Source organism: Vicinamibacterales bacterium (genome assembly GCA_035699745.1).
Taxonomy (GTDB): Bacteria; Acidobacteriota; Vicinamibacteria; order Vicinamibacterales; family 2-12-FULL-66-21; genus JAICSD01.
Genome location: DASSPH010000037.1, coordinates 1 through 23931, shown reverse-complemented (window position 1 = coordinate 23931; position 23931 = coordinate 1). Strand labels below are relative to the sequence as shown.

The window sequence follows — 23931 nt, the reverse complement described above, 5'->3', positions numbered from 1 at the left end:
CGCGTCTAGTCGGCTCTCCGCCGCGCGCGCTCGTCGCGGCGCTTCAGCTCGGCGCCGTAGGCGTCGGCGGCGGCGCGGCTGCCAAGGATCCAGCCGATCACGATGCCGATCAGCAGGACCGCCGGGATCAGCACGAAGTGCGCCGACGTCATCTTGCTGAAGTCCATCGCTACCTGCTCCCGGGTCCGAGGCGGCGATCGAGCGCGGCCATGTCCCGCTCGACCGACGCCAGGCGGCTGCGGATCGACCAGACGTAGGCGAACACCACGATCCAGATGAAGGCGTAGGCGCTGCCGACGAGCAGCGGCGCCGGTATCGTGTCCTGCGCGTTCATCGGCGCGTTCACCGGCACGAACTCGTCCTGTGCGGCGGGCTTGGGCGGCGGCTGCGGCTGTGCGGCCGCCGCGGCCGTCAGGAGAACGGTGAACGCCAACACAATCGCTCCCAGGTATCTCATGCGATTAATCCTCGAGGCGGAGATAGAGCTCGTCGAGCTGCTGCCGGCGCCGCTCGAGCTGCACCCGCGCCGCGGCCAGCACCAGGAACAGCAGCAGGAAGGCGGCGACGCAGTACCAGAACGGACCGCGCATCTCGGGCGGCAGCGACGGGACCACGGAGGTCTTCGGGTGCAGGGTGCGCCAGAAGTTCACGGACCAGTACACGAACGGCACGTTCACCATGCCGAAGAGCGAGACCGCCGCCGCCAGCCGCTCGGATCCCGGACCGCCATAGCGGCGCAGCAGAAGGTAGGCGGTGAAGATCATCCACATCACGAGCGTGGAGGTCAGGCGCGGATCCCACACCCACCACACGCCCCACGCCTTGCGCGCCCACAGCGGGCCGGTGACCAGCACGATCAGCCCGAACAGCACCGTCAGCTCGGCGCCGGCGACGGCGCTCCGGTCGTGCGCCGGGTTGCGCGTGAAGAGAAACCGCGCGCTGCCGACGCCGCTGTAGAAGGCGGCGACGAACAGGATCATCCCGCACGCCGCGTGGAAGTAGAAGATCTTCGACACCACCCCCATGCTCGCCTCGAACGGCGCGTCGAGAATCAGGAACGGCGCGTAGGCGAACATCAGCGCCGCGAGCAGCATCACCGGCAGGAACAGCTTCTTCATCGGGCTCCTCGAGACACCAGCACTCCGCACTCTACTCGCTCATGACCGCTTCGAACGTCCACAACGCCAGCGTGATGAACACCGCGTCGAAGAACACCAGCATCGCCAGCCACGCCCGCGCCATCGGCTCGTCCGCCTCGGGCTGCAGCAGCGCCGCCGTGCCGCGCACCCCCGCGACGATGACCGGCACGGTGATCGGGTACAGCAGGATCGGCAGCAGCACGTCGCGGCTCCGGGCGCGGACCAGCATCGCCGCGAACAGGGTTCCGACCGCCGCGAACCCGATCGTCCCCGCGGCGAGCAGGCCGAGCATCAGCAGCGGATGCGCGAACAGGCGGGCCTGGAACATCAGCCCGACCAGCGGCACGATCAGCACCTCGACCGCGGCGAGCAGAAGCAGGATGCCCAGCAGCTTGCCCACGTACAGGGCCGGCCGGTCGATCGGCGCGATCAACAGCGCGCGCAGCGTTTCCCCGTGCCGCTCGCGCTCGAACGCGCGGCCCAGCGCCAGCGTCCCGGAGAAGGCGATCGCGATCCACAGGATGCCCGCCGCCGCGTCCTGCACCGGGCGCCCCTCCTTCACGAAGCCGAACGCGAACACCAGCACGCAGGCCAGCGCGAAGAACACCGTCGTGAACAGGATCTCGCGGGTCCGCGTCTCGATCAGGATGTCCTTGCGCGTCACCACCCATACCGCCCGCACGAACGCCCGCATCAGGCCTGCCCCGAGCCCTGTCGAGGGGCGAGCCGTCCGTCGATCAGGGTCACCGCGGCGTCAGTCAACCCTTCCACCGCCGCCCTGTCGTGCGTCGTCAGCAGCACGATCGCGCCGGCGGCGCGCACGTCGATCAGCCGCGCGCGCAGCGCCTCGCGCGCGACATCGTCCAGTCCGGTGAACGGCTCGTCGAGCAGCAGCAGCCGCGGTTCGTGCAGGAGCGCCCGTTCCAGCGCGAGCCGCTGGCGCATGCCGCGCGAGAAGCCCCCCACCGCATCGTCCCGCCGCTCGGCCAGACCGGCGCGCTCGAGCCCCGCGGCCACGCGATCCTCCACGCGATCGAGATCGTACACCCGCGCGAAGAACCGCAGGTTCTCCGCCGCCGTCAGCTCCTGATAGAGGAAGAGGTCGTGGCCGAGCAGGCCGATCCGCGCGCGGAGCGCGCGCCCCGCCGACGCCGCGTCCGCGTCGCCGTAGGCGACCCGGCCGCTCGAGGGCTCGAGCAGCGTGGCGGCGATCGAGAGAAAGGTCGACTTCCCGGCGCCGTTCGGCCCGAGCAGCGCGGTGATGGTTCCGGCGCCGGCGGCAAAGCTGACGCGGTTCAGCGCGCGGCGGCGCCCGAAGTTCCGGCTGACGTCGACAAAGCGGAGCTCCGAGAAATCCACGCGGTTACGGAGCGGCAAGCCGCGACGGCGGTCGGCTCACGCAGCCGACTCCCGTTCGAGCCCGGCGTAGAGATCCTCGAGGGCGGTGACCAGCTGCTCGCGCCGGGTGGCATAGACGCGGGCGTCGACGGCGCCGCTCCGCCGCTGCTCCTCGAGCGCTGCCAGCTCGGCGAACAGCTTGTCGCGGCGCGCCTGCATCTGCTGCCGTCGTGCGGACACCTGCGGCGACCCGCCGCGGCTCGCGCCCCACACGCCGGCCGCGATGATCGCGAACGCCAGCGCCAGGGCGAGGTTCTGAGGCCACGTCGGCCGATGCGGCAGGCCGTCGAGCGTCAGCGTCAGCGTGTCGCCCGCCTTCAGGGCTCCCCCTTCGCCGACGATATAGGTCTGCCCGTCCGCGTTCATCTCCCGCCGCTGCGCGATCTGCGCCGACTGCATCTGCATGGCGCCGAGCTTCTGCGCGATGACGGTGACACGCGTCAGCGCCGCCGGCATCCGCTGCGCGAGCACGATGCGCTCGCTGCCGAGCGGGATCGAGTAGGCGAACTGCACCACGGTGTTGCCGGGCGCGAACGGTCCGTTGACGGTGACACGCGACCCCGCGGCCACGACGTTGGGGGCCGAGTCCTGCAGCACGCCCGCGCCGACGGCGCCTGACGGGAGGTCGAACACGATCGGGCCGCCTCCGTCCACCGGGCGGCCTGACGAGTTGACGATCTGCACGATGTAGAAGACGTTCAGCGCGTCGTCGCCGCTTTCGATCACGAACCGGCTCTGTTCGCCGAACACGACGCCGCCTGACGCTGCCGGCGACGACGCCGCAGCGGGCGCCGCCGCGGCGCCGGCAACGAGCATCAGCCGCGTGCCGCCCGTGCCAGGAACCTCGAATTCCTGCGATTCGATCCGCTCGCCATCGACGACGACCACGGCTTTGACGCGAACGCCGGCGGCGAGGCCGCTGAACGTCGCGCGCCCCGCCTCGTCGGTCGCCGCGGTTTGTGAAACGCCGGCGCCGGTGAGCTGGACGGACTGGCCGCTGACCGGATTCGTCAGCGCGCCGCGGACGACGCGCGCGGTGACGGTGCCGGTGGGAAGGTCCGGCACCTGCAGCGGAATGCCGGACATCTGGCGCGGGTCCGGCTGCCTCGCGAGCGCGGCGGAGGGCACCGTCACGAGCAGCGAGAGCAGCGCGGCAGCCGCGACCGCGTGGCGCGACCGCCTCATGCTGCGCTCAGCCTCGAACCGCAGCTCTTGCAGAATCGTGCGTCTGCGTCGTTCCGGGTGCCGCAGGCGCATACCGCCGCGGCGTGGGCTCCGCCGTCAGGCGGAAGCGCAACCGGCGGACGATCGACCGGCGTCGGCGGCTTCGCGCCCACGCGCCGCGCCAGCTCCTTCTCGATCAATGCACGATAGGCGTGCGATCCCTCGTCGAGCTGACGCATGATGCCCAGCGCCCGGGCGCGGAGCCGCGCGGCCATGTCGTCGAAGTCCTGCGGCGACACTTTGCCCATCGCGCGGTCGAACTCCAGCTCCTTGATCGAGCGCAGGGTGAGCGCCTTCTCGCGCTCCAGATCGAGGCGCATGCGCTCGCTGAGCGGCTGCCGCTCGACGTCCGACGCCGGCGACACGAGCGGCGCCAGCATACGGTGCACGGCGATCCCGGCCAGCCCCGCGGCCCCAATCGTCAGGCTGACGAGGATCAGTTGTGCGGGCGCGCTGGGACGCGCCATCAGCACCGCCACGGTCGCGGCGAGCAGCGACAGCAGCACGAAGAAGTGGGACACGTGAAAGCCGTCGCCTTCCGCCTTTGCGCGCAGCGCCTCGGCGGATCCGCCGGAGCCCTTGCGCGGGCGGTCAGTCGAGGTCTCTGAGCTCATCGTCCAGGCGCGCGCCAAGCGCGTCCGTGTTCTCCCGCGAACCGGTCGCGGAAGCCGCGAGAGCGGCGCTCTCGTCCGCGGCTGTTCCCTGACGGCGGCGCGACCAGCGCAGCGCGGCCAGACCGACGGCGGCCGCGCCGGTGACGCCGACCGCGTACGGCAGGGCCCACGCCAGGCGGTTGAACCCTTCGTCGATCGGCGCGGCGAGGATGTCCTGGCCGCCGTGCTCCGCCACGAACGCCGCGAGGATCTCCTCGCGGCTCATGCCCTTCGCCAGGTACTCGTCCAGCTTGCGGTTCTGCTCCTGCAGGCCGTGGCAGCCGGGGCCCATCGGGCAGTTGTTCATCGGCGCCTTGCAGCCGCCGCACTTGCACATCAACTGCGCTTCGAGCTGGCGCCGCAGCTCGCTGCGGGGCACCACCGTCTGCGCGTGCGCCGTCATCGGAAGCAGCAACAGAAGCAGCATCAACGACGTCGTCGCCGCCCCTTCCGGCACCTTCGCGCCGGCGAGCACGAGCGCACGCTCCGGCAGGAGCGCGAGCCCCGTCCCCAGCGCCAGCACGCCGAACCCGAGCCAGATCCAGTTCACCAGCGGATTCACCGTGACGGCATAGGTGGCGTTCTGCGTCTGGACCTCGTACGCGGCGAGGACCACGTAGACGTCCTGCCCTGCCGCCCGGCGGATCGCGACCTCGGTCGTGGGCTGGTCCTCGTGCTTCGCGAAGAACCAGCGCGCCGGCGTGAGCTGGGCGATTTCCTTCCCGTCGCGCAGCACGGTCACGTGCCCGGTGATCATCTGCTTCTGGTCGTCCGCGGCCACCGAGATCGAGTCGTGGCGGATGGTGAACTCGCCGATGGTCCCCGTCTGCCCGGGGTTCATCTTCATGTTCTCTTCGAGCTTGTAGCCCTGGCCGGCGAAGCCGAGGAACATCAGCACGACGCCGAGGTGGACGATGTAGCCGCCGTAGCGGCGGCGCTGCCGGGCGACCAGGCCGATCATCGCGGTGAAGATGTCGGCGCCGGACGCCCCCTGCCGCACCTGGGCGCCGCGCACGAACTCCTGCACGATCGTCCCGCCGACGAACGCGCACAGCGCGAAGCAGATCCCCGACGACCACACCTTGATGCCCAGCGCGTAGACGGCGGCGCCGGTGACCATCATCGCGGCGGCCGGCCAGGCAAACGAGTGCGCGAGATTGGAGAGCGTCGACTTGCGCCACGCCAGCAGCGGCGCGATCCCGGTGAGCACGAGCAGCGCGAGCCCGATCGGGCGCATCCAGGTGTTGAAGAACGGCGGTCCGACGGTCAGCCGCTGGCCGCGGATCGCCTCGCTCAGCGTCGGGAACATCGTCGCGAACAGCACGAAGAACGCCGAGAACAGCAGGATCCAGTTGTTGGCGAGGAACGCCGCCTCGCGCGAGGCCCACGAGTCCAGCTCGTGCCGCGACTTCAGCAGCGGCAGGCGGTAGATCACCCAGCCGAAGCTGACGGTGACGATGGCGACCATGAAGATGGTGAACACGTTGGCGAGCCACGGATCCTCGCCGAAGGCGTGCACCGACTGCACGACGCCCGACCGGGTCATGAAGGTGCCGAAGATGGTGAGGAAGAACGTCGTGATCACCAGGGTGACGTTCCAGACGCGCAGCATGCCGCGCCGCTCCTGCACCATGACGGAATGCAGAAACGCCGTCGCGGTAAACCACGGGAGCAGGCCGGCGTTCTCGACCGGATCCCAGCCCCAGAAGCCGCCCCATCCGAGCTCTTCGTACGCCCAGAGCATGCCGAGCGTGAGGCCGAAGGTCAGGAACAGCCAGCCGATCATCGTCCAGCGGCGCACCGCGCGCAGCCACGCGTCGTCGAGGTGGCCGGTGACGAGCGCCGCCATGCCGAACGCGTACGGGATCGTCATCGCGACGAAGCCGATGTACAGCGACGGCGGATGGATCGCCATGTAGAAGTTCTGCAGGAGCGGGTTGAGCCCCTTGCCGTCGGCCGGCGTGGCGCTGACGAACGTGCTGAACGGGTTGTTGTGCACCACCATGATGAAGATGAAGAACATCTCCACCGCGGCGATGACCGCGACCACGTAGGGAATCAGCTCGCGGTGGCGCTCCCGGTTCGTGGCGACGGCGATCGATCCGAACACCGCCAGCAGGAACACCCAGAACATGATCGAGCCGTCGAGACCGCCCCAGTAGGAGGTGATCTTGTAGGCGAGCGGCTGCGCCGCGTCCGAGTAGCGCTGCACGTAGCGGATGGCGTAATTGCCGGTGACGAACGCGTGGATGAGGACGGCCGAGGCGACCGTCATGAGCGCGGCGGTCGTGTAGAACGCGCCGATGCCGCTGTCGATGAGCGCGCGCGAGCGGCGGCGTCCGCCGGCGATGCTGGCGGCAACCGCATAGCTCGCCACCACGAACGTGGCGAGCAGCAGAAACGAGCCGAGCGCGGCCATTACTTACCTGCCGCGGCGGTCTGCGGGTTGTACTTGGACGGACACTTCGCCATGACGCCGTTGGGTTCGACGGTGAACCCGCCGTCGGCGAGGCGCCCCTTCAACACGACTTCCGACTCGTTCTTGAACGTGTCCGGCACGATCCCGGTGTAGGTCGCGGGAATGACCTTGCCGTTGAACTGCACGTTGAACTTGTAGTCGAGCGTGTTCGGCCGCTGCCGCAGGTCGGCGACGAAGCCGTGGAGCTGGAGCCGTTTGCCTTGCCACGCCGCCGGATCCTGCAGCACTTCGTCGACGTGCTTGTAGTACTCGGTCCCTTCCGCGAGGGTGGTATACATCAGCCCGCCGAGCGCCGCTGTCAGCACGAGGCAGGTCAGAGCAATCTTGATGGCTTTGTTCTTCATAAGTTGCGGGGGAGCACCGCCCCATCAGAATACTACGCGGCGACCGCCTTGAGCAGCCGATCCACGGTGTGGACCGGGAGCCCCACGACGTTCGCCCAGGACCCCTCGATCCGATCGACGAACCGCGCCGCCCGCCCCTGAATGCCGTAGGCGCCCGCCTTGCCCATCGGCTCGCCGCTCGCGACGTACCAGCGGATCTCCTCCGCGGAAATCGGCCGGAAATGCACCCGTGTCAGCACGCTGTCCGCGGCTTCCCGCCCCTGGCCGAGCAGCACCACCCCGGTCCAGACGTCGTGGACGGCGTCCGACAACAGCTCGAGCATGCGGACGGCGTCCACCTCGTCCGCCGGCTTCGCCAGGATGGCGCCGCCGGCGACCACCGTCGTGTCGGCGGCCAGGACGATGCGTCCGGGCTGGCGCGCGGCGACCGTCCGCGCCTTGTCCCGCGCCACGCGCAGCACGTAGGCGTCCGGCTGCTCGCCGGGATGCTCCGTCTCGTCCACGTCCGCGGGATCGACGGTGAAGCGGAAGCCGGCCAGCGTCAGCAACTCGGCACGGCGCGGCGACGCCGACGCGAGGACGAATGGACGATCGGCTACCACAACGATGCGGCCCACGTGGCGTAGTACGCGTAGCCGTTCCGCCGCTCCTGCCCGATCTCGGCGAATGCGTCGCGCACCACCGAATCGCGGCCGAGAAAGATCGGACGGTTCGTGCCGAGCTCGTAGAATCGCGCCCGGATCGGCGGCGCGGCCGGATCGGCGACGGTCCGTCGATCGCGCGTCCCGTCAGGGCGCGTGAACGTCTCGACCCGGTAGACCAGCACGACGTCGGCGATGGCGCGCGCCGCCGCAGACGCATACCACGCCGGCGGCTGTTCGAGCACGCCGCGGCTCCACTGCAGCGCCGGATCCGCCGGCCCGCTTTGCGCGGCGAGCCCGGAGGCGAGCACGATCGCCGGCCACTTCACGGAAGAACGATACCTCGGGTCGGCCCGACGTTGCACCGCAGCCGCGGAGGCGTTACGCTCCCCGCATGTCCCAGACGAATCTGTCCCGGCGGCGTTTCCTCCAGTCCGTCGCCGCCACCGCAGCCGCCGCCCCGTTCTTCTCGTTCGACCTGCGCGCCGCCGCGACGCTCCGGCACGCCAGCATCGGTGCGGCGGGACAGGCGCTGTCCGATCTGAACGCCTTCGCGCGGCACCCGTCGTTCGACCTGGTGGCGGTGTGCGACGTGGATCTCTGCCGCGTCGAGCCGCTGCAGCGGCGCTTCCCGAAAGTGCGCGTCTACCAGGACTGGCGCGAGCTGCTGCAGAAGGAACGCCGCAACATCGATTCGATCAACGTCTCGATTCCCGATCACATGCACGCCGTCATCGCGCTCGAGGCGATGAAGATGGGCAAGCCGGTCTACGTGCAGAAGCCGCTGTGCAACACCCTCCGCGAAACGCGCCTGCTGACCGAGGAAGCGCGCCGCCGCAAGTTGACGACGCAGATGGGCATCCAGGTGTCGTCGAGCCGACAGCAGCGCTACGGCGAAGCCCTCGTCCGCAGCGGCATCGTCGGCAAGATCCGCGAAGTGCACACCTTCTCGAACAAGAGCTGGGGTGACGACAAGCCGCTGCCCGAGCCGGTCGATCCGGTGCCGCCGTCGCTCGACTGGGACGAGTGGCTTGGCGTCGGCCCGTCGGTGCCGTTCAAGCGAGGCGCGTATCACCCCGGCGAATGGCGGCGGCGCGTCGGCTTCGGCACCGGCACGCTCGGCGACATGGGCTGCCATATCTACAGCCCGCCGTATCGCGCACTGAAGCTGACATCCCCCACGTCCGTGACGGCGTATGGACCCGCCCCGTCGGAGGAGAGCTGGGCGACGCGCGCGCGTGTGAAGCTGACGTACCCCGGCACGGAATACACCGCGGGCAGCACGGTCGACATGTGGTGGTACGACGGCGGCGAGCTGCCGCCCGACGCCATCCGCGAGCCGGTCGGCACGCGCTGGCCCGACCAGGGCAGCGTGGTCGTCGGCACCGAGGGAATGCTGGTGCTGCCGCACGGCAACACACCGCCGTTCGCGCTGCCGGAGGGCAAGATGGCGGCGCTGCCGCCGATCGACATTCCCGAACGCGATCACTACGCCGAATTCATCGACGTCGTGCTGGGCGGCGGCAAGGAGAAATGCTCCGCGAACTTCGACTACGCCGGCCCGCTCACCGAATCGGTGCTGATCGGCAACGTCGCCGCGCACTTCCCCGGCGAGACCCTCGAGTTCGACGCCAGGCGGCTGACCTTTCCCAAGAAGCCCGAAGCGAACCAGTGGCTTACGCGCGCCTACCGCGGCTGGAAGATCAAGACCTAGGCAAAGCGGAGGGCGGACAGCGAGAGCGGGAAGCGGCTGGCGGATCGCGGCTAGGGATTCTGCGGCGGCAATGCCAGCACCAGCTCGTGCGCGATGCTGAGCACGCGGTAGGTCACCGAACCCATGCGCGCGCCCGGCATCGCCGAGGCGTGTAGTCCCATGACGATCAGGCCGGCCTGGCGATCGGCGGCGATCTTCGCGACTTCTTCCGCCGGTTCGCCGAACATCACCAGCGGCTCGATGCGCGGATCGTCGGGGAGCGTGTCGACGAGATCCTGCAGGATCTGCTCCGCGTGATCGCGGCGCTCGCTGTCGACGTTGGCGGCAAACGCGTGGCCGGGAACCATCGCGCGCACCGGCTCGATCACGTGCACGAGCAGAATCGGGGCGCCGAGGATGACGCCGATCTGCCGCGCCCCTTCGACCGTCTGCGCCATGCCCGGGAACGTGATGTCGACCGGCACGAGGATGCGGCGGACGGTCTTGCGGATGTCGTCCACGGCGGCCGGTCCGGCGTCAGCCGGCGGCGTGACCAGCACCGGCACGGTGGTGGCGCGCAGCACGCGCTCGGTCACCGAGCCGAGAAAGAGCTTGCGGATCCCGGTCGCGCCGCGTGAGCTCATCACGATCAGCCGCGCCTTCCGCTCGACCGCGGCGCGCAGGATCTCGGCGTCCGGCTTCCCCGTCGCGACCGAGAAGTCGACGGGGACCGAGGGCGGCCGTCCGCTGAACGTGTCGTTGAAGAACTTGCGCAGCTCGCGCAGCGCGTCGGCGTCGAGGCTCCCCGGCCCGTTCGCCATCGCCGCCGCCTGCTCCAGCAGCGGATCGTTCACCGTGAGCAGCGTCAGCGATTCACCGGCATACGACGCGGCCACGGCCGCGTAGCGCAGCGCGCCGCGCGACGGCTCGGAGAAGTCGATCGGACAGAGGATCGTCATGGCCGCGGCCTCCCGTCGACGGCGCTCGCTAGCCCGCCTTCTCGATGTGCACGAGATAGGCCTCCACCATCAGCAGGTTCTTGTCGCCGGCGCGCTGGACGACGTTCAGCAGCCGGTCCATCTTCACCACTTCCTCGAGCTGCTCGTCGATGAACCATTGCAGGAAGCTCTGGGCGAGATAGTCGTTGTGCTTCACCGCGATGTCCATCAGCGCGGTGATCTGCCGCGTCACTTCCTGCTCCCACGTCAACGCCGCCTGCACCGCCGCTTCGGCGGACGCGAACGACGGCTGCGTCGCCGGGATCGCCGGGATCGCCAGGTCCCCTTTCGTGTCGAGCAGATAGCGGACGAACTTCATCGCGTGCTGCCGCTCTTCGTCGGCCTGTTCGAAGAACAGCTTGGCGAGCAGCGTGAGCTGCTGCCGCTGGAAGTGCGCCGCGATGCTGACGTATTGCATGCTGGCGCCGAACTCCTGGCCGATCTGCGCGTTGAAGGCTTTGACCAACTCGGGATGGATCATCATGTCGAGGAAAGTATATGCCACGCCCGGCTGGCACGACGGTTGCCTCTGCCGTGTGGCGGGAGGTGACTCGGGTGGTGAAGCAGTGCGGCATTCTCTTCATCGGCCCTTGTGGCAGTGACGCCGCCCGCCTGGCGGCGCTGCGATCGCTCGGCTTCCGCGTCGAGGAAACGGAGCACTTGCCGTCGCCGGAGGATCTCGAGGGCCACCACGTGGTCATCGTGCGTGCGACCCGTGGGTCCTCGCTGCCCATGATCGGCGCACGGCTGCGGGCCAAGCCCCACTTCGGACGGCGGGCCCTGATGGCACTCGTTCCGGACACCGTATCGGAACGTGACAACCGCGAAGCCCTGATGTCCGGCTTCGACCTCACGCTGCCCGACCGCTGCCCGGCCCGCACCATCGCGGCTCACATCCTGCGGCTCCTGCGCGCGTTCCCGGAATACCGGTGTCTGCTGCGCGCGCCGAACGGCCGCCGGAAAGCCGCGTAGCCAGCAGACGCGCCGAACGCGAGTACTATGGAAGGATGCTACCGCTCCAGGGGTTCGCGACGGATGTCGTCGCCGAGGTGATCCGCCGGCAGCCGCTCACGCCGGCGAAGGCCACGTTCGCCTGGAGTATCGCCGTCGGTCCGGCGATTGCGCGCGCCACCACCGTCGAGCTGCGTGACGGGATCCTGCACGTCATGCCGAAGGACGCGCGGTGGGCCGCCGAGATCGAGCGCGCCGCGGCGACGATTCTCACCCGGGTGCAGCTCCTGCTCGGAGCCGGCACCGTCACCGCCTTGCGCGTTCGAACCTGTTCATGACCACACGCGACGCCGTCATCGTCTCCGCCGCCCGCACGCCCACGGGCAGGTTTCTCGGATCCCTGAAGGACTTCACCGCGCCGCAGCTCGGCGCCATCGCCGTGCGTGAAGCGGTGCGCCGCGCCGGCATCGATCCGGGCGTGGTGGACGAGTGCATCATGGGCAACGTCGTCACCGCCGGCGAAGGGCAGAATCCCGCGCGTCAGGCCGCGCTGCACGGCGGTCTCGGCGAGCACGTGGCGGCGATGACGATCAACAAGGTGTGCGGCTCCGGGCTCAAGGCGGTGATGCTCGCGGCCCAGGGCATCGCCACCGGCGACATCGACGTCGCCGTCGCCGGCGGCATGGAGTCGATGAGCAACACGCCGTACCTGCTGTCGCGTGTGCGCGAAGGGCTGCGCATGGGGAACGGCACGCTCGTGGACGCGATGATCCACGACGGCCTGTGGTGCGCGTTCGAGCAGTGCCACATGGGCATGTCCGGCGAGCACGTGGCCGAACACTTCAAGGTCGGTCGTGGCGAGCAGGACAGGTACGCCGCTGAAAGCCATCGCAAGGCGGCGCACGCCGCCAGCCAGGGCTGGTTCGCGGACGAAATCGTGCCGGTGGAAGTCCCGCAGAAGAAAGGCGCGCCCCTGGCGTTCGCCCACGACGAGGCCGTCCGCGCCGACACCAGCGTCGAGACGCTCGCCGGCCTGCGGCCGGCGTTCAAGAAGGACGGCAGCGTCACCGCGGGAAACGCGCCGGGCGTGAACGACGGGGCCGCCGCGCTGGTGGTCATGTCGGCCGGGAGAGCCGCCGCGCTCGGCGTTCAGCCGATCGCGCGCATCGCCGGACAGGCGACCTCGGGACTCGCGCCGAAGCTCGTGTTGATGACGCCGGTCGAAGCGGTGCGCAAGGTCGCCGCCAAGGTGAACTGGAAGCTCGAGGACGTCGACCTGTTCGAGATCAACGAGGCGTTCTCCGTCCAGATGGTCGCGGTGCTGCGCGAGCTGGGCATCGCTCCGGCGAAGGTGAACGTCCACGGCGGGGCCGTCGCGCTCGGTCATCCGATCGGCGCCAGCGGCGCGCGCGTACTGACGACCCTGCTCTACGCGCTGAAGCGCCACGGCAGGAAGCGCGGCATCGCGTCCCTGTGTCTCGGCGGCGGCAACGGCGTCGCGCTGGCGGTGGAACTGCCATGACGAGAATCGGCGTGATCGGCACGGGGACGATGGGCAACGGCATCGCCCAGGTGTTCGCGCAGGCCGGATACGAGGTCAGTGTGTGGGACGCCGCGCCGGCCGCCCTGGATCGCGCGCGCGCGACGATCGAGAAGAGCCTCGCGAAGTTCGTCGAGAAGAGCAAGCTGACCGCGGCCGAACGGGACGCCGCGCTCGGGCGGCTCAAGGCCTTCACCTCGATCGACGACCTCGCCGACGTCGACTACGTCGTCGAGGCGATCTCGGAGAACGCCGACGCCAAGCGCGAGCTGTTCGCGCGGCTGGACGCCATTACACAGCCGCACGTCATCCTCGCTTCCAATACCTCGTCGATCTCGATCACGACGCTCGGCGCGGCGACGAAGCGCCCGGACAAGGTGCTGGGGATGCACTTCATGAACCCGGTGCCGCTGATGACGCTGGTGGAGCTGATTCGCGGGCAGGCGACGTCCGCCGAGTCGATGGCGGCGGCGTCCGCGCTCTGCGCCAAGCTCGGGAAGACCGCGGTGGAAGCGGCCGACTACCCCGGCTTCATCGCCAACCGCATCCTGATGCCGATGATCAACGAGGCGGTCTACGCGGTGATGGAGGGGGTCGGCACGCCGGACGCGATCGATACGGTGATGAAGCTCGGCATGAATCATCCGATGGGCCCGCTCACGCTCGCCGATTTCATCGGCCTCGACGTGTGCCTCGCGATCCTCACCGTGCTGCACGAGGGGCTCGGCGATCCGAAGTACCGCCCCTGCCCGCTGCTGCGGCGCATGGTCGCCGCGGGATATCTCGGGCGGAAGTCGGGCCGGGGGTTCTACACCTACTGACTGCGATGCGCCAGGGCGGCGATGTCGGGCAGCCCGCAGCCGTCTCAGTGTGACGGGGCGTTTCTCTTGAACCGCCGCAGCGCAAGCCACAGCAGCGGCGCCATGATCAGCAGCTCGACGACGGCGGCGCGCATGTTGTGCAGCCAGAACCGCCGGCCGCAGCACTGGCGGGACACGGGCGGAAAGATCTCGATCGCCGCCTTGTAGTAGTCACGCGCGATCGGCCAGAGCGCCATCACCCCGATCGGCGGACGCGTGTCGTTGCTCAACCAGTCGAGAAACACGTGTGACGCCCACGCCAGGGTGACCGCCGCGGCCCAACGGGGCGCGTGCCGCCGGCCGGCAGGCGCAATGGCCACGGACCACGCGCCCGCCAGCAGCCCGGCGGCGACGGCCGCGCCGGCGCTGTGACTGATGCCGCGGTGGTCGCCGACGAGGAGGTCCAAATCCGGCGCGAGCGCGGCGGCGGCGAGGACGATGCCGGTGTGGAGATTTCTGCGAGGGACCACCGCCCAGGCGGCGGCGATCCCGCCCAGTGCGTGGCCGATCGGCGACGGCATCTCCTCATGCTACCGGCCAAATGACCTGTCCTGTCACCGGCGCCGCGTACGCTGGAAGCCGTTGCACGATTCTGCAACGGGGGCGAAAGTGACACATGGCGATAACTGCCTCATATGCAGGCATCTACCTGATGTCCGTGGCGACGTTTTCGCTTGACAGGTTCGCGCCGCCGCCCCTAGACTACGGGCACCAGCCACCACCTTGACGAGGAGTTTCATGGCAGCACCGGTGAATGACGACCGAAACGATCGCGAACGCGCAAAGGCCATCGAGCTGGCCGTCGGGCAGATCGAGAAGCAGTTCGGCAAGGGCTCGATCATGCGGCTCGGCGCGAAGGAAGCGATCCCGCAGATGCCCTCGATTTCCACCGGCGCGGTCAGCCTCGACTACGCGCTCGGCATCGGCGGCGTGCCGCGCGGCCGGGTGATCGAAGTGTTCGGGCCGGAATCGTCCGGCAAGACGACGCTGGCGCTGCAGATCATCGCGCAGGCGCAGAAGCTGGGCGGGATGGCCGCGTTCGTCGACGCGGAGCACGCGCTCGACGCGCAGTACGCCCGCAAGCTCGGGGTCGAGCTCGAGAACCTGCTGGTGTCACAGCCCGACAACGGCGAGTAGGCGCTGGAGATCGTCGAGGTCCTCGTGCGCTCCGGCGGCGTCGACGTGATCGTGGTCGACTCGGTGGCCGCGCTGGTGCCGCGCGCGGAAATCGAAGGGGAGATGGGCGAAGCGCAGATGGGCCTGCAGGCGCGGCTCATGTCGCAGGCGCTCCGCAAGCTGACCGGCATCGTGTCGAAGTCGAAGACCTGCCTGATCTTCATCAACCAGTTGCGCGAGAAGATCGGCGTGATGTTCGGCAACCCCGAGACCACCACCGGCGGCCGCGCCCTGAAGTTCTACTCGTCGGTGCGCATCGACATCCGCCGGATCGGCGCGATCAAAGACGGCGACACCGTCGTCGGCGGCCGCACGCGCGTGAAGATCGTCAAGAACAAGGTCGCGCCGCCGTTCCGCGAGGCCGAGTTCGACGTGATGTACGGCGAGGGCATTTCCAAGGAAGGGGACCTGCTCGATCTCGCGGTCGATCGGCGGATCGTCGAGAAGAGCGGCACCTGGTTCGCGTTCGGCGGCGAGCGCCTCGGCCAGGGGCGCGAGAACGTCAAGCAGTTCCTGAAGGACAACCCGGCCATCTGCAAGGCGATCGAAGACAAAGTGCGCCGCGAGCTGGGCCTGGTGGCGGCGGAAGAAGTCGCCGCCGTCTGACGTCCGGGCTCAGAACGGGAGACCAGGAGCAAGCCAATGTTCTTCACCAGAAGAACGATTGCTCCTGATCTCTTATTCGCCTGTGCCGACAGCGCCGGCGGCCAGCCGATCACATCGGTGCGGTGACCGTCGCCGCTATTTCACCGAGTAGAACCGATCGAGAAACAGGTAGCGCTCGCGGTACTTGTCCGGGTCGGCCTTCGTGACCACATCGATCCGCAGGACCTGCTGCTCGCTTCCCGCGTTCGTCGCCGGCCACGGCGGCAGCCCGCTGCCGTTCGGATTGCCGGTCTTGACGAAGTTCACGACGTAGCCCTGGAACGTCTCCGACACTTTGTAGTCGTCCGGCGTCCACGCGTACACCTCGTTCGTGCCGAGATTCCCCAGCGCATATTCGATTTCGGCGGAATGCGCCGCGCCCCCGGCCGGGCCGGCGTTCCCCTTTTCGGGTCGCATCGCCGGACGCGGCCGCGTGTAGAAGTAGCGATACACCGGCGGCTTGCCGCCGCGGCCGTGCAGCGTCACCCACTTCCAGGTGCTGAAGCCGATGAAGCGATCGCCGGCCAGATCGGTCGCCGACTGTTGCACCTGCTCCGGCGTCGTCGCCGGATAGTGGCGCAACGCCTCGTCGGTCGTGTCGTTGAAGATCTGGCGGACCGCCCGCGTGAAATTCTCCGGCGTCGGTGGGTTGCCGCGGCCGAGCACCGCGCCGGGGCCGCTCTCCTGCGAGTTCCAGCCGGCCAGCAGCGGCACCTGCGCCTGCTGCCCGGCCGCGAAGATCTCGTTCAGGGTCTTCGGCAGGAAGTAGCCGTCGATGACGATCGGAAAGCGGGCCGCGGCGGGACCGGCGGTCGCCTCGAGCACGCGGTCGGCGGGGAGGGCGCGGACCTCGGAGAACGGGGCGTCCCCGAGCAGCTTGGTGAACGCGAGGCCGGCGGTCTCGGCCTCCGCCAGCGGCAGCGGCGTCCAGGTCGGCGGCATGGCGGCGCCGCTCTCGCCGATGGCTCCGGCGATCAGGCCCCTGGACAGCGGCGACGCCATCAGCGCGCTGACCGAGATCGAGCCGGCTGACTCCCCGGCGATCGTGACCTTCCGCGGATCGCCGCCGAACGCGGCGATGTTGTCGCGCACCCATTGCAGCGCCGCGACCTGGTCGAGCAGGCCGTAGTTCCCGGACGTCCGCCGCGGCGACTCCTGGCTCAGCTCCGGATGGGCGAGGAAGCCGAACACGTTGAGGCGATAGTTCACGGTCAGCGTCACCAGCCCGCGCCGCGCCAGTGCCGCGCCGTCATAGCGCGGCTCCGATCCGTCGCCGGCGACGAAGCCGCCGCCATAGAAATAGACGAGCACGGGCAGCCGTTCGGAGGCGCGCGTCGCCGGGGTCCAGACGTTCAGATACAGGCAGTCTTCGCTCATCCCGGCGGCGCGGAAGACCATGTCGCCGAACAGGCGCCGCTGCATGCACTGGTTGCCGAACGCCTTCGCCGGCCGCACCTCTTTCCACTGCGGCACCGGCTGCGGCGCCTGCCACCGGAGGCGTCCGACCGGCGGCGCCGCGAATGGGATGCCCTTGAAACTGCGTACCCCGTCGACGGCCCCGGCGCCTTCGATCGGCCCGGCGGCGGTGGTCACCCGATCGGCGGCGGGCTGCGGGGCGGCGGCGGCGAGCCACACCAGCGCGGCGGTCGCGAGCGCTCTCAACATGGGACGCAGGATACCGCAGTTGTCAGGCCGCACGGCTCGCGGATATCGTGTCGGGCATGCGCATGTCATCCCTGCGGGGATCGCTGTGGCCGCTGCTGGGCGTCGCCGCCCTGCTGGCGGCGTGCAACCGCTCTCCCGCGCCTCAGCAGTCAGCAGCCACGCCAGCTCCCGCGCCGGCCGCGGCACCAGCCGCCGGACCGCGCGTGTACGTCACCGACGAAACCGGCAGCCGCGTCGTCGTCATCGATCCGGCCAGCCGGCAGGTCGTTCGCAGCATCGACGTCGGCAAGCGGCCGCGCGGGATCGCCGTCTCGCGCGACGGGCGCCTGATCTACGTCGCCTTGTCGGGATCGCCGATCGCCGGCCCGGGCGTGGACGAATCCAAGCTGCCGCCGGCCGATCGGGCCGCGGACGGCATCGGCGTGATCGATCTGGCCAGCGGCACGCTGGTGCGGAAGTATCAGAGCGGCCAGGATCCGGAAACATTCGCGCTGTCGAACGACGGGCGGATGATGTTCATCTCGAACGAAGAGACGGCGGAACTGTCCGCGCTCGATCTCGAGAGCGGCGCGATCAAGGCGCGCGTGAAGATCGGCGAGGAGCCGGAGGGGGTCACGATCAGGCCGGACGGCCGGATCGTCTATGTGACGTGCGAAGGCACCAACGAGGTCGTCGGCGTCGACGTGGCGACGCTGAAGGTGGTGGCGCACGTTCCCACCGGGCCGCGGCCGCGGTCGATCGCCTTCGATCGCGAGGGGCGGACCGGCTTCGTGACCGCGGAAAACGCCGCCTCGATCACCATCTTCGACGCCGCGACGCACACGGTCACGAAGACGCTGCAGATTCCGAAGGCGCCGGCGAACCCGATCCCGGCGCGGCCCATGGGCCAGGTCCTCTCCCCTGACGGCGCCCGGCTGTTCGTGACGCTCGGCCGCGCGAAGTCGGTGGCGATCGTGGACGTGGCGGCGCAGTCGCTGGCCGGGTCGATCGAGGATGTGGGCACGCGCCCGTGGGGGATCGGCATCAGCGCCGACGGCCGGCAGCTCTACACCGCGAACGGGCCGTCGGGCGATGTCGCGATCATCGACGCGGCGTCGGGGAGGGTCGACGCGAAGATCGCCGTGGGCGGCAGCCCCTGGGGCATCGCCGTGACGAGCAAGTAGTCCGGCGGCCGCGGGCGACGCCTAACGGGCGCCCGGGGTCACCGTACGAACCGTGACGACGATCTCGTGCGCGGCGGCGAGGCCGAGCTCGCCGCGGGCAACGGCCTCGATCGCGCGGGGGTCGCTGCGCAACTGCCGCGCGCGCTCGCGGAGCGCCTGGTTGTCGTGGCGCAGCTGCGCGAGCTCCTGCGCCGCCGCCGCATACGCGCGCCGCGCCCTGGCCGTCGCCAGCCAGCCCCGCTCGCCGATCAGGCCGTTGACCAGCAGCACCGACGCCGCGAACAGCAGGAGCTGCGACCAGAAGCGATGCGCCCGCCGTCGGGGCACGACCGGCCAGGACGGCAATTCGCGCGAGTAGATGTGGGTGGCGTGCACGTCGAGCGGGAAGGTACCAGAGACGGAGAGAAAGTACAAGTGCGCAGTGCGCGGTGCGCGGTGCGCGGTGCGATCAGTGCGCAGTGCGATCAGTGCGATCAGTGCGCCGTGCGATTAGTGCTGCGAGTGGAGATTGGTGCCGAGGACTGGAATCGAACCAGTGACACCAGCATTTTCAGTGCTGTGCTCTACCAACTGAGCTACCTCGGCACGCCCCACGCGGGTTGGCAGAACCCCAATAATACCAACCCCCTGCAGCGTTCACAAGCCGCGCCCGTCACGCCGCCGCACCCCCCACCGAGCACCGAGCACCGAGCACTGAGCACCGCGCACCGCGCACTGCGCACTGCCGATGCTACTTCCAGTAGTACGCCCTGCCCTGCCCCCAGTTGATCGCGTACGTGCGGCCGTCGGCGCCGTGGAACAGACGGAACCCGGTGCTGTTCACGCGCGCCACGTCCACCGGCGTCCGAATCACCCGCGGCCAGAACTCGAGGCGGCCTGGCGGATCGCAGGTGAGCGGGCCGGACGTGATCTCGTCGCGGGTCAGCGCGCGGACGGCGGCTGCGTCCGACGGACGGAATGCAAACACGCCCCACTGCCGCCCGTCCGGCATGTAGCCGACGCGCAGGTCGGACGCCTCGGCGGGAACGCCCTCGGGCACCCAGCCGGCCGCGAACGCGCCGCCGCTGCGCGCCTCCGCCGCCGTGTTGAAGACCGCGAGCTTCACCCGCAGATCGCCGCACGCCGCCGCCAGCAGCACCAGCAGGACCACCGCCCACCGGCGCGCCTTCAACACCGCTCCCACGTGAGCTCGTGGATCAGCGCGGCGCCGTCTTTCCGCGTCACCGTGCTCAGGATCAACCGGTCCCCGTCGAACCGCATCTGCCGCACCTGATCGCCGCCGACCCAGGCGGGATTCAACGCTCCCTGCACGTGATGCACTACCGAGCGGCCGTCCGGCGCGACGTCATACGTGCCGAAGTACGCGATGTAGCCGAGGAACGCGGTTCGCGCCTGGTGTGCGTGCTCCGTGCCGGGCTCGACCGCCGGCCGGTCCGGACGCATCACTTGACCGGTCATGTTGCCGTTCGCGTCGTACGAGATCCGCCCGACAGCGTTGCCGTAAGGGCGCCCGGTTCGTCCGGCGGCGTCCTTCGTCTCGTACGACACCAGGCGCCAGCTGCCGATCAGCCGTTCCCTCATCGCGCGATCCAGTCCGCGTACAACTCGGGCCGGCGATCGCGCATGAACAACCGCCTGGCATGCGAGCGCGAGGCTGCGCCGAGATCCACGCCGGCGTAGAGCACCGCATCGCGCAGCGCCGGCGCGCGCGCGATGACGCGGCCGTCGGGGGCGCAGACGAACGACTCGCCCGAGAACGTCAGGCAGTCCTCGTCGCCGACGCGGTTGCACAACGCCGTGTAGTAGCCGTTCTGAAACGCCGCAACCTGGAGCTCGGCTTCGTAGAGCCCCTCGGGCCACTCGCCGACCGCGCCAGCCTGCGGGACCACGACCAGGTCCGCCCCGGCGACGGCCAGCGCGCGCATGTATTCGGGATAGTGGCGGTCATAGCAGATCGCGACACCGATGCGGCCGGCGCGCGTGTCGTACACCGGCGCGCCCGTGTCGCCCGGCGTGTAATACCCCTGTTCGTGGAAACAGGCGTACTCGGTGATGTGCACCATGCGGGTCCGTCCGAGCAGGCGGCCGTCGGCGTCGATCACCGGCGAGCAGTCGTACGCGCGCGCGCCGTCGCGCTCGTAGAGGTTGAGCACGATGACCACGCCGTGCCGGCGCGCCCGCTCGGCAAACGCCTCGGTCACCGGCCCGGGCACCGGCTCGGCCAGCCGCAGCGGATCCCCGTCGGCCGGACGCTGCGGGTGGAACCGCTCGAACGCGAGCTCGGCGAAGACGACGAGCGCCGCCCCCTGCGTCGCGGCGGCATCGACTGCCTCGAGGCCTCGCCGGACGTTGTCGGCCTTGTCGTGCGACGCGGATTGCTGGATGAGCGCGATCTTCACGCCGCGATCTTACCGCGGCTACGCCGTTTCCCAGCGGCGCGCGAACGTCCGCGCGAGCGCCAGGAACACGGCGGTCAGCGCGATCAGCACCGCCACCTGCGGCCACAGCGCCAGCACCGGCGCGTCGCGCCAGAAGACCTTCAGGTATCCGTCGAGCGCCCAGCCGTTGAACGTGAGCAGCCCGAGCTTCTGCATCGTCTCGCTCATGAGAAAGCGGGGGAACATGCTCCCGCCGAGCGCCGACATCGTCAGGATGATGATCGTCGAGATCGCCGAGAGCTGCGCGCGCGTGCGCGCCAGCGTCGCCAGCATCAGGCCGAATGCCGCGGCCGCGCCGGCAGTGACCAGCGTCATGATCAGGAACCCGGGCACGTGGCTGAACAGATCCAGACCGAACGCGACACGCCCCCACACGAACATCACCGTGAGCTGCAGCACGCCCACCAGCGCGAGGAACAGCCACTTGCCCACCAGCAGCCCGCTCATGCCGACCCGGGTGGAGAGGACGCGGTCCAGCGTGCCGGAATCCACTTCGTCGAGGAGCGTGCCGCCCCCGGCGGAAACGGAGAACAGCAGGAACATCACGCCGACGCCGGCGGCATAGAACGACACCAGGCTTTCCGATCGTCCCTGCCGCATCACGTCCACCGTCTCGACACCGACGCCGAAGCTGCCCGCCGCGCCGGCGGACGCGGCGCTGCCCGCTGCCGGTTTCAGCTGCGGCAGCCAGGCGTCGACGGCGCTGCGCTGTCCCGGCGTCAGCACGCCCGCGTGCTGCTCGAACTGCTGGATGCCCCCCTGCATCATCAGATCGGGCGCCGCGGTCATCGTCACCTTCTGCAGCAGTCCGTTGACCATCTGGGGCGCGACCGGATCGGACACGTCCGCGAGGAGCTGAATCCGCGGCGCTGCCGGATCGCGCGTGAACGCGGTCGCCGACGCGCCGATGCCCTTGGGCAGCACCACCGCCACGGGAACGTCGCCGTTCTTCACCAACTGTTCGGCGGCGGCGCGCGTCAGAGTGGCGCCCTGGCCCGCCTGGTCGGCACTGACGCGCACCCGAAGCGCCGTCTCCTGCTGCAGCCCGGCGACGATCCGCCGGCTCAGCTCGCTGCCGTCCTCGTCGACGACGGCGATGCGGACCCGCGACGTGCCGTCGCGCCCCTGATTGCCGAACACGGTCGCGAAGATCGAGAAGAAGAGGATCGGCAGGAGGAACGTCAGCGCCTGCGCGACGCGGTCGCGCTTGAGATTCGTCCAGCTCACCCGCAGCAGCGTCGGAATCATTCCCGCAGCTCCCTTCCGGTCAGATGAATGAACACCGCCTGCAGGCTCGGGCCGCGCACGTCGACGTCCTCGACGTCCCTGCTCTGTTGCGCCACCGCGGCGAGCAGGGCCGGCAGTTCGCGCGCGACGTTCGTCACCCGCGCCCGCAGCACGCGCGGATCGTCCGCGGCGGCGTCGACGCCGGGCAGCGTGGCCGGCAGCGGCGCGTTCACCCGGAGCGTCACGATGCGATGGCGTCCGACCGTGCGATCGACCAGCTCGGGCAGCGTGCCGGCGGCGATCACCTTGCCGTGATCGATGATCACCGTCCGCGAGCAGCGCGCTTCGGCCTCCTCGAGATGGTGGGTCGTGAGCAGGAGCGAGACGCCGGCGCGGGTGAGCTCGCCCAGCATGTCGTAAATCCGCTCGCGGCTCTGCGGATCGACGCCGACGGTCGGCTCGTCGAGCAGCACGACGCGCGGCCGGTGGATGACGCCGCAGGCGATGTTGAGCCGCCGCTTCATGCCCCCGGAGAACGCTTTCACCGGCTCGCGCGCCCGGTCGTCCAGCGCCGTCACCGTCAATGCCCACTTCACCTGCGCGTCGACGTCGCCGCCCCTCAGACCCTGCAGGCGCGCGAACGCTTCGAGGTTCTCGCGGGCCGTGAGCGACGGATAGATGGCGAGCTCCTGCGGGACGATGCCCAGCTCCGGCGGAGTCGTGCGCCCCGTCAACGGCGTGCCGAACAAGCGGATCTCCCCGGCGTCGAGCTGCACGCGCCCGGAAATGGCGCGGATGAGCGTCGTCTTGCCGGCGCCGTTGGGTCCGAGCAGCGCCAGCATTTCTCCCTCGCGCAGGGCCAGGCTGGCGCCGTCCAGCGCGGCGACGGGGCCGAACTTCTTGCGCGCCCCCTGGATCGTCAGGACGTCATGCATGGACATGTCGAGAGGAGGATACGGTCCGCGGCGGCGCGGGATCGGGGGTTCCGGCGAATGGCGGTGTGGGGGCGGTGAGCGGTGTCAGACGAACACCGACAACTTCCGAGAAGCTCGAGACAAGGTAAACTACCCCGCGCGGCGAAGCCGTAACCCCCATCGGATGAACAAGAAGGAGCTCAGCGAGCGCGACATCTGTACGAAGTTCATCACTCCGGCGCTTCGCGCGGCTGGATGGGATGAGCAGACGCAGCTGCGCGAGGAAGTCAGTTTTACGAAAGGGCGCGTGATCGTCCGCGGCAAGCTCGTCTCACGCGGCGCTGCCAAGCGGGCCGACTACATCCTCTACTACAAACCGAACATCCCCCTCGCTGTCATCGAAGCCAAGGACAACACCTGCGGCATTGGCGACGGTTTGCAGCAGGCCCTGGGCTACGCGCACACGCTGGACCTGCCGTTCGTCTTCTCGTCCAACGGCGACGGCTTCGTCTTCCACGATCGCACCGCCACTGAAGGCGACATCGAGCGAAATCTGGGCCTCGGCGAGTTCCCTTCCCCTGCGACGCTCTGGGCGAAGTACCGAGCGTGGAAAGGCCTCCCGGCCGAGGCCGATCCCGTCGTCCTCCAGGACTACTACGACGACGGGAGTGGTCGGACGCCGCGGTATTACCAGGCGAGCGCAGTCAATGCCGCCACCGAGGCAATCGCCAAGGGTCAGAACCGGCTGCTGCTGGTCATGGCGACCGGTACGGGCAAGACCTA

The 23931-nt window shown here is 69.5% G+C and carries 28 protein-coding genes, 1 tRNA gene and 1 pseudogene; 8 read left to right on the top strand and 22 right to left on the bottom strand.

Annotation, left to right across the window (positions count from 1 at the left end; translation table 11 throughout):
• Positions 1 to 5 precede the first annotated feature (5 nt).
• From VFK57_07425 to VFK57_07375, 11 genes are read right to left on the bottom strand one after another with little or no spacing between them, the layout of a single operon-like run.
• Positions 6 to 167 carry a hypothetical protein gene (locus tag VFK57_07425; protein HET7695520.1) on the bottom strand — a complete coding sequence of 54 codons (162 nt, stop codon included), beginning with the start codon at positions 165 to 167 and terminating at the stop codon, positions 6 to 8.
• A gap of 2 nt (positions 168 to 169) precedes the next feature.
• Positions 170 to 457, bottom strand: a complete 288-nt coding sequence (locus VFK57_07420; GenBank protein ID HET7695519.1) for a CcmD family protein — start codon at positions 455 to 457, stop codon at positions 170 to 172.
• 4 nt (positions 458 to 461) lie between these two features.
• Positions 462 to 1118, bottom strand: a complete 657-nt coding sequence (ccsA, locus tag VFK57_07415; GenBank protein HET7695518.1) for a cytochrome c biogenesis protein CcsA — start codon at positions 1116 to 1118, stop codon at positions 462 to 464.
• A gap of 31 nt (positions 1119 to 1149) precedes the next feature.
• Complete coding sequence (locus VFK57_07410; GenBank protein HET7695517.1) at positions 1150 to 1833, bottom strand: heme exporter protein CcmB; 684 nt, start codon at positions 1831 to 1833, stop codon at positions 1150 to 1152.
• Positions 1833 to 2516, bottom strand: a complete 684-nt coding sequence (locus tag VFK57_07405) for an ABC transporter ATP-binding protein (protein ID HET7695516.1) — start codon at positions 2514 to 2516, stop codon at positions 1833 to 1835. The genes VFK57_07410 and VFK57_07405 overlap by 1 nt, the downstream gene beginning before the upstream one ends.
• Before the next feature lie 18 nt (positions 2517 to 2534).
• Positions 2535 to 3722: a hypothetical protein gene (locus tag VFK57_07400; protein ID HET7695515.1), complete on the bottom strand. Its 1188-nt coding sequence runs from the start codon at positions 3720 to 3722 to the stop codon at positions 2535 to 2537.
• The gene (locus VFK57_07395) at positions 3719 to 4375 is read right to left on the bottom strand and encodes a zinc ribbon domain-containing protein (GenBank protein HET7695514.1); all 657 of its coding nucleotides are present in this window, start codon (positions 4373 to 4375) and stop codon (positions 3719 to 3721) included. The genes VFK57_07400 and VFK57_07395 overlap by 4 nt, the downstream gene beginning before the upstream one ends.
• Entirely contained in the window at positions 4353 to 6833 is a 2481-nt protein-coding gene (locus VFK57_07390) for a cytochrome c-type biogenesis CcmF C-terminal domain-containing protein (GenBank protein ID HET7695513.1), read from the bottom strand. Before VFK57_07390 ends, VFK57_07395 begins: the two co-directional genes overlap by 23 nt.
• On the bottom strand, positions 6833 to 7237 hold the full coding sequence (locus VFK57_07385) for a cytochrome c maturation protein CcmE (protein HET7695512.1): 405 nt from the start codon (positions 7235 to 7237) through the stop codon (positions 6833 to 6835). Before VFK57_07385 ends, VFK57_07390 begins: the two co-directional genes overlap by 1 nt.
• Before the next feature lie 32 nt (positions 7238 to 7269).
• Complete coding sequence (locus VFK57_07380; protein HET7695511.1) at positions 7270 to 7854, bottom strand: Maf family protein; 585 nt, start codon at positions 7852 to 7854, stop codon at positions 7270 to 7272.
• Positions 7833 to 8207 carry a pectate lyase gene (locus VFK57_07375; GenBank protein HET7695510.1) on the bottom strand — a complete coding sequence of 125 codons (375 nt, stop codon included), beginning with the start codon at positions 8205 to 8207 and terminating at the stop codon, positions 7833 to 7835. The genes VFK57_07380 and VFK57_07375 overlap by 22 nt, the downstream gene beginning before the upstream one ends.
• A gap of 65 nt (positions 8208 to 8272) precedes the next feature.
• Between VFK57_07375 and VFK57_07370 the strand changes: the two genes are divergently transcribed.
• Complete coding sequence (locus tag VFK57_07370; protein ID HET7695509.1) at positions 8273 to 9592, top strand: Gfo/Idh/MocA family oxidoreductase; 1320 nt, start codon at positions 8273 to 8275, stop codon at positions 9590 to 9592.
• Between the two features lie 50 nt (positions 9593 to 9642).
• On the opposite strand, the gene VFK57_07365 is transcribed toward VFK57_07370, so the two are convergent.
• The gene (locus VFK57_07365; protein HET7695508.1) at positions 9643 to 10530 is read right to left on the bottom strand and encodes a universal stress protein; all 888 of its coding nucleotides are present in this window, start codon (positions 10528 to 10530) and stop codon (positions 9643 to 9645) included.
• A gap of 28 nt (positions 10531 to 10558) precedes the next feature.
• A complete protein-coding gene (locus VFK57_07360; GenBank protein HET7695507.1) occupies positions 10559 to 11053 on the bottom strand; it encodes a ferritin in 495 nt (164 codons plus the stop codon).
• A gap of 71 nt (positions 11054 to 11124) precedes the next feature.
• Between VFK57_07360 and VFK57_07355 the strand changes: the two genes are divergently transcribed.
• The 4 genes from VFK57_07355 to VFK57_07340 are packed head-to-tail and all read left to right on the top strand — an operon-like array spanning position 11125 to position 13881.
• Entirely contained in the window at positions 11125 to 11541 is a 417-nt protein-coding gene (locus VFK57_07355) for a hypothetical protein (protein HET7695506.1), read from the top strand.
• A gap of 35 nt (positions 11542 to 11576) precedes the next feature.
• The gene (locus VFK57_07350; GenBank protein HET7695505.1) at positions 11577 to 11858 is read left to right on the top strand and encodes a DciA family protein; all 282 of its coding nucleotides are present in this window, start codon (positions 11577 to 11579) and stop codon (positions 11856 to 11858) included.
• Positions 11855 to 13042, top strand: a complete 1188-nt coding sequence (locus VFK57_07345) for an acetyl-CoA C-acetyltransferase (GenBank protein ID HET7695504.1) — start codon at positions 11855 to 11857, stop codon at positions 13040 to 13042. The genes VFK57_07350 and VFK57_07345 overlap by 4 nt, the downstream gene beginning before the upstream one ends.
• Positions 13039 to 13881, top strand: a complete 843-nt coding sequence (locus VFK57_07340) for a 3-hydroxybutyryl-CoA dehydrogenase (GenBank protein HET7695503.1) — start codon at positions 13039 to 13041, stop codon at positions 13879 to 13881. The genes VFK57_07345 and VFK57_07340 overlap by 4 nt, the downstream gene beginning before the upstream one ends.
• 44 nt (positions 13882 to 13925) lie before the next feature.
• Here VFK57_07340 and VFK57_07335 read toward each other — a convergent pair whose 3' ends face one another.
• Positions 13926 to 14441: a metal-dependent hydrolase gene (locus tag VFK57_07335; protein ID HET7695502.1), complete on the bottom strand. Its 516-nt coding sequence runs from the start codon at positions 14439 to 14441 to the stop codon at positions 13926 to 13928.
• 217 nt (positions 14442 to 14658) lie between these two features.
• On the opposite strand from VFK57_07335, the pseudogene recA reads away from it, so the two are divergent.
• Positions 14659 to 15702 (top strand): annotated as a pseudogene (recA, locus tag VFK57_07330) (recombinase RecA).
• Positions 15703 to 15837: 135 nt separating this feature from the next.
• Here recA and VFK57_07325 read toward each other — a convergent pair.
• Positions 15838 to 17406 carry a carboxylesterase family protein gene (locus tag VFK57_07325; GenBank protein HET7695501.1) on the bottom strand — a complete coding sequence of 523 codons (1569 nt, stop codon included), beginning with the start codon at positions 17404 to 17406 and terminating at the stop codon, positions 15838 to 15840.
• 56 nt (positions 17407 to 17462) lie between these two features.
• On the opposite strand from VFK57_07325, the gene VFK57_07320 reads away from it, so the two are divergent.
• The gene (locus VFK57_07320) at positions 17463 to 18569 is read left to right on the top strand and encodes a beta-propeller fold lactonase family protein (GenBank protein ID HET7695500.1); all 1107 of its coding nucleotides are present in this window, start codon (positions 17463 to 17465) and stop codon (positions 18567 to 18569) included.
• A 21-nt stretch (positions 18570 to 18590) separates the two neighbouring features.
• Here VFK57_07320 and VFK57_07315 read toward each other — a convergent pair whose 3' ends face one another.
• The 7 genes from VFK57_07315 to VFK57_07285 all read right to left on the bottom strand — a co-directional run bounded on the left by VFK57_07315 (position 18591) and on the right by VFK57_07285 (position 23175).
• Complete coding sequence (locus tag VFK57_07315) at positions 18591 to 18983, bottom strand: septum formation initiator family protein (GenBank protein ID HET7695499.1); 393 nt, start codon at positions 18981 to 18983, stop codon at positions 18591 to 18593.
• Positions 18984 to 19078: 95 nt separating this feature from the next.
• Positions 19079 to 19154: transfer RNA gene (locus VFK57_07310), tRNA-Phe, on the bottom strand.
• Positions 19155 to 19299: 145 nt separating this feature from the next.
• A complete protein-coding gene (locus VFK57_07305) occupies positions 19300 to 19752 on the bottom strand; it encodes a hypothetical protein (GenBank protein ID HET7695498.1) in 453 nt (150 codons plus the stop codon).
• Entirely contained in the window at positions 19737 to 20150 is a 414-nt protein-coding gene (locus tag VFK57_07300) for a lipocalin-like domain-containing protein (protein HET7695497.1), read from the bottom strand. Before VFK57_07300 ends, VFK57_07305 begins: the two co-directional genes overlap by 16 nt.
• Positions 20147 to 20968, bottom strand: coding sequence for a nitrilase-related carbon-nitrogen hydrolase (locus VFK57_07295; GenBank protein HET7695496.1), 822 nt, complete (start codon positions 20966 to 20968; stop codon positions 20147 to 20149). Before VFK57_07295 ends, VFK57_07300 begins: the two co-directional genes overlap by 4 nt.
• A gap of 18 nt (positions 20969 to 20986) precedes the next feature.
• On the bottom strand, positions 20987 to 22255 hold the full coding sequence (locus tag VFK57_07290) for an ABC transporter permease (GenBank protein ID HET7695495.1): 1269 nt from the start codon (positions 22253 to 22255) through the stop codon (positions 20987 to 20989).
• Complete coding sequence (locus tag VFK57_07285) at positions 22252 to 23175, bottom strand: ABC transporter ATP-binding protein (GenBank protein HET7695494.1); 924 nt, start codon at positions 23173 to 23175, stop codon at positions 22252 to 22254. Before VFK57_07285 ends, VFK57_07290 begins: the two co-directional genes overlap by 4 nt.
• Positions 23176 to 23332: 157 nt before the next feature.
• On the opposite strand from VFK57_07285, the gene VFK57_07280 reads away from it, so the two are divergent.
• On the top strand, positions 23333 to 23931 hold a 599-nt coding region (locus VFK57_07280), incomplete at its 3' end, for a type I restriction endonuclease (protein ID HET7695493.1).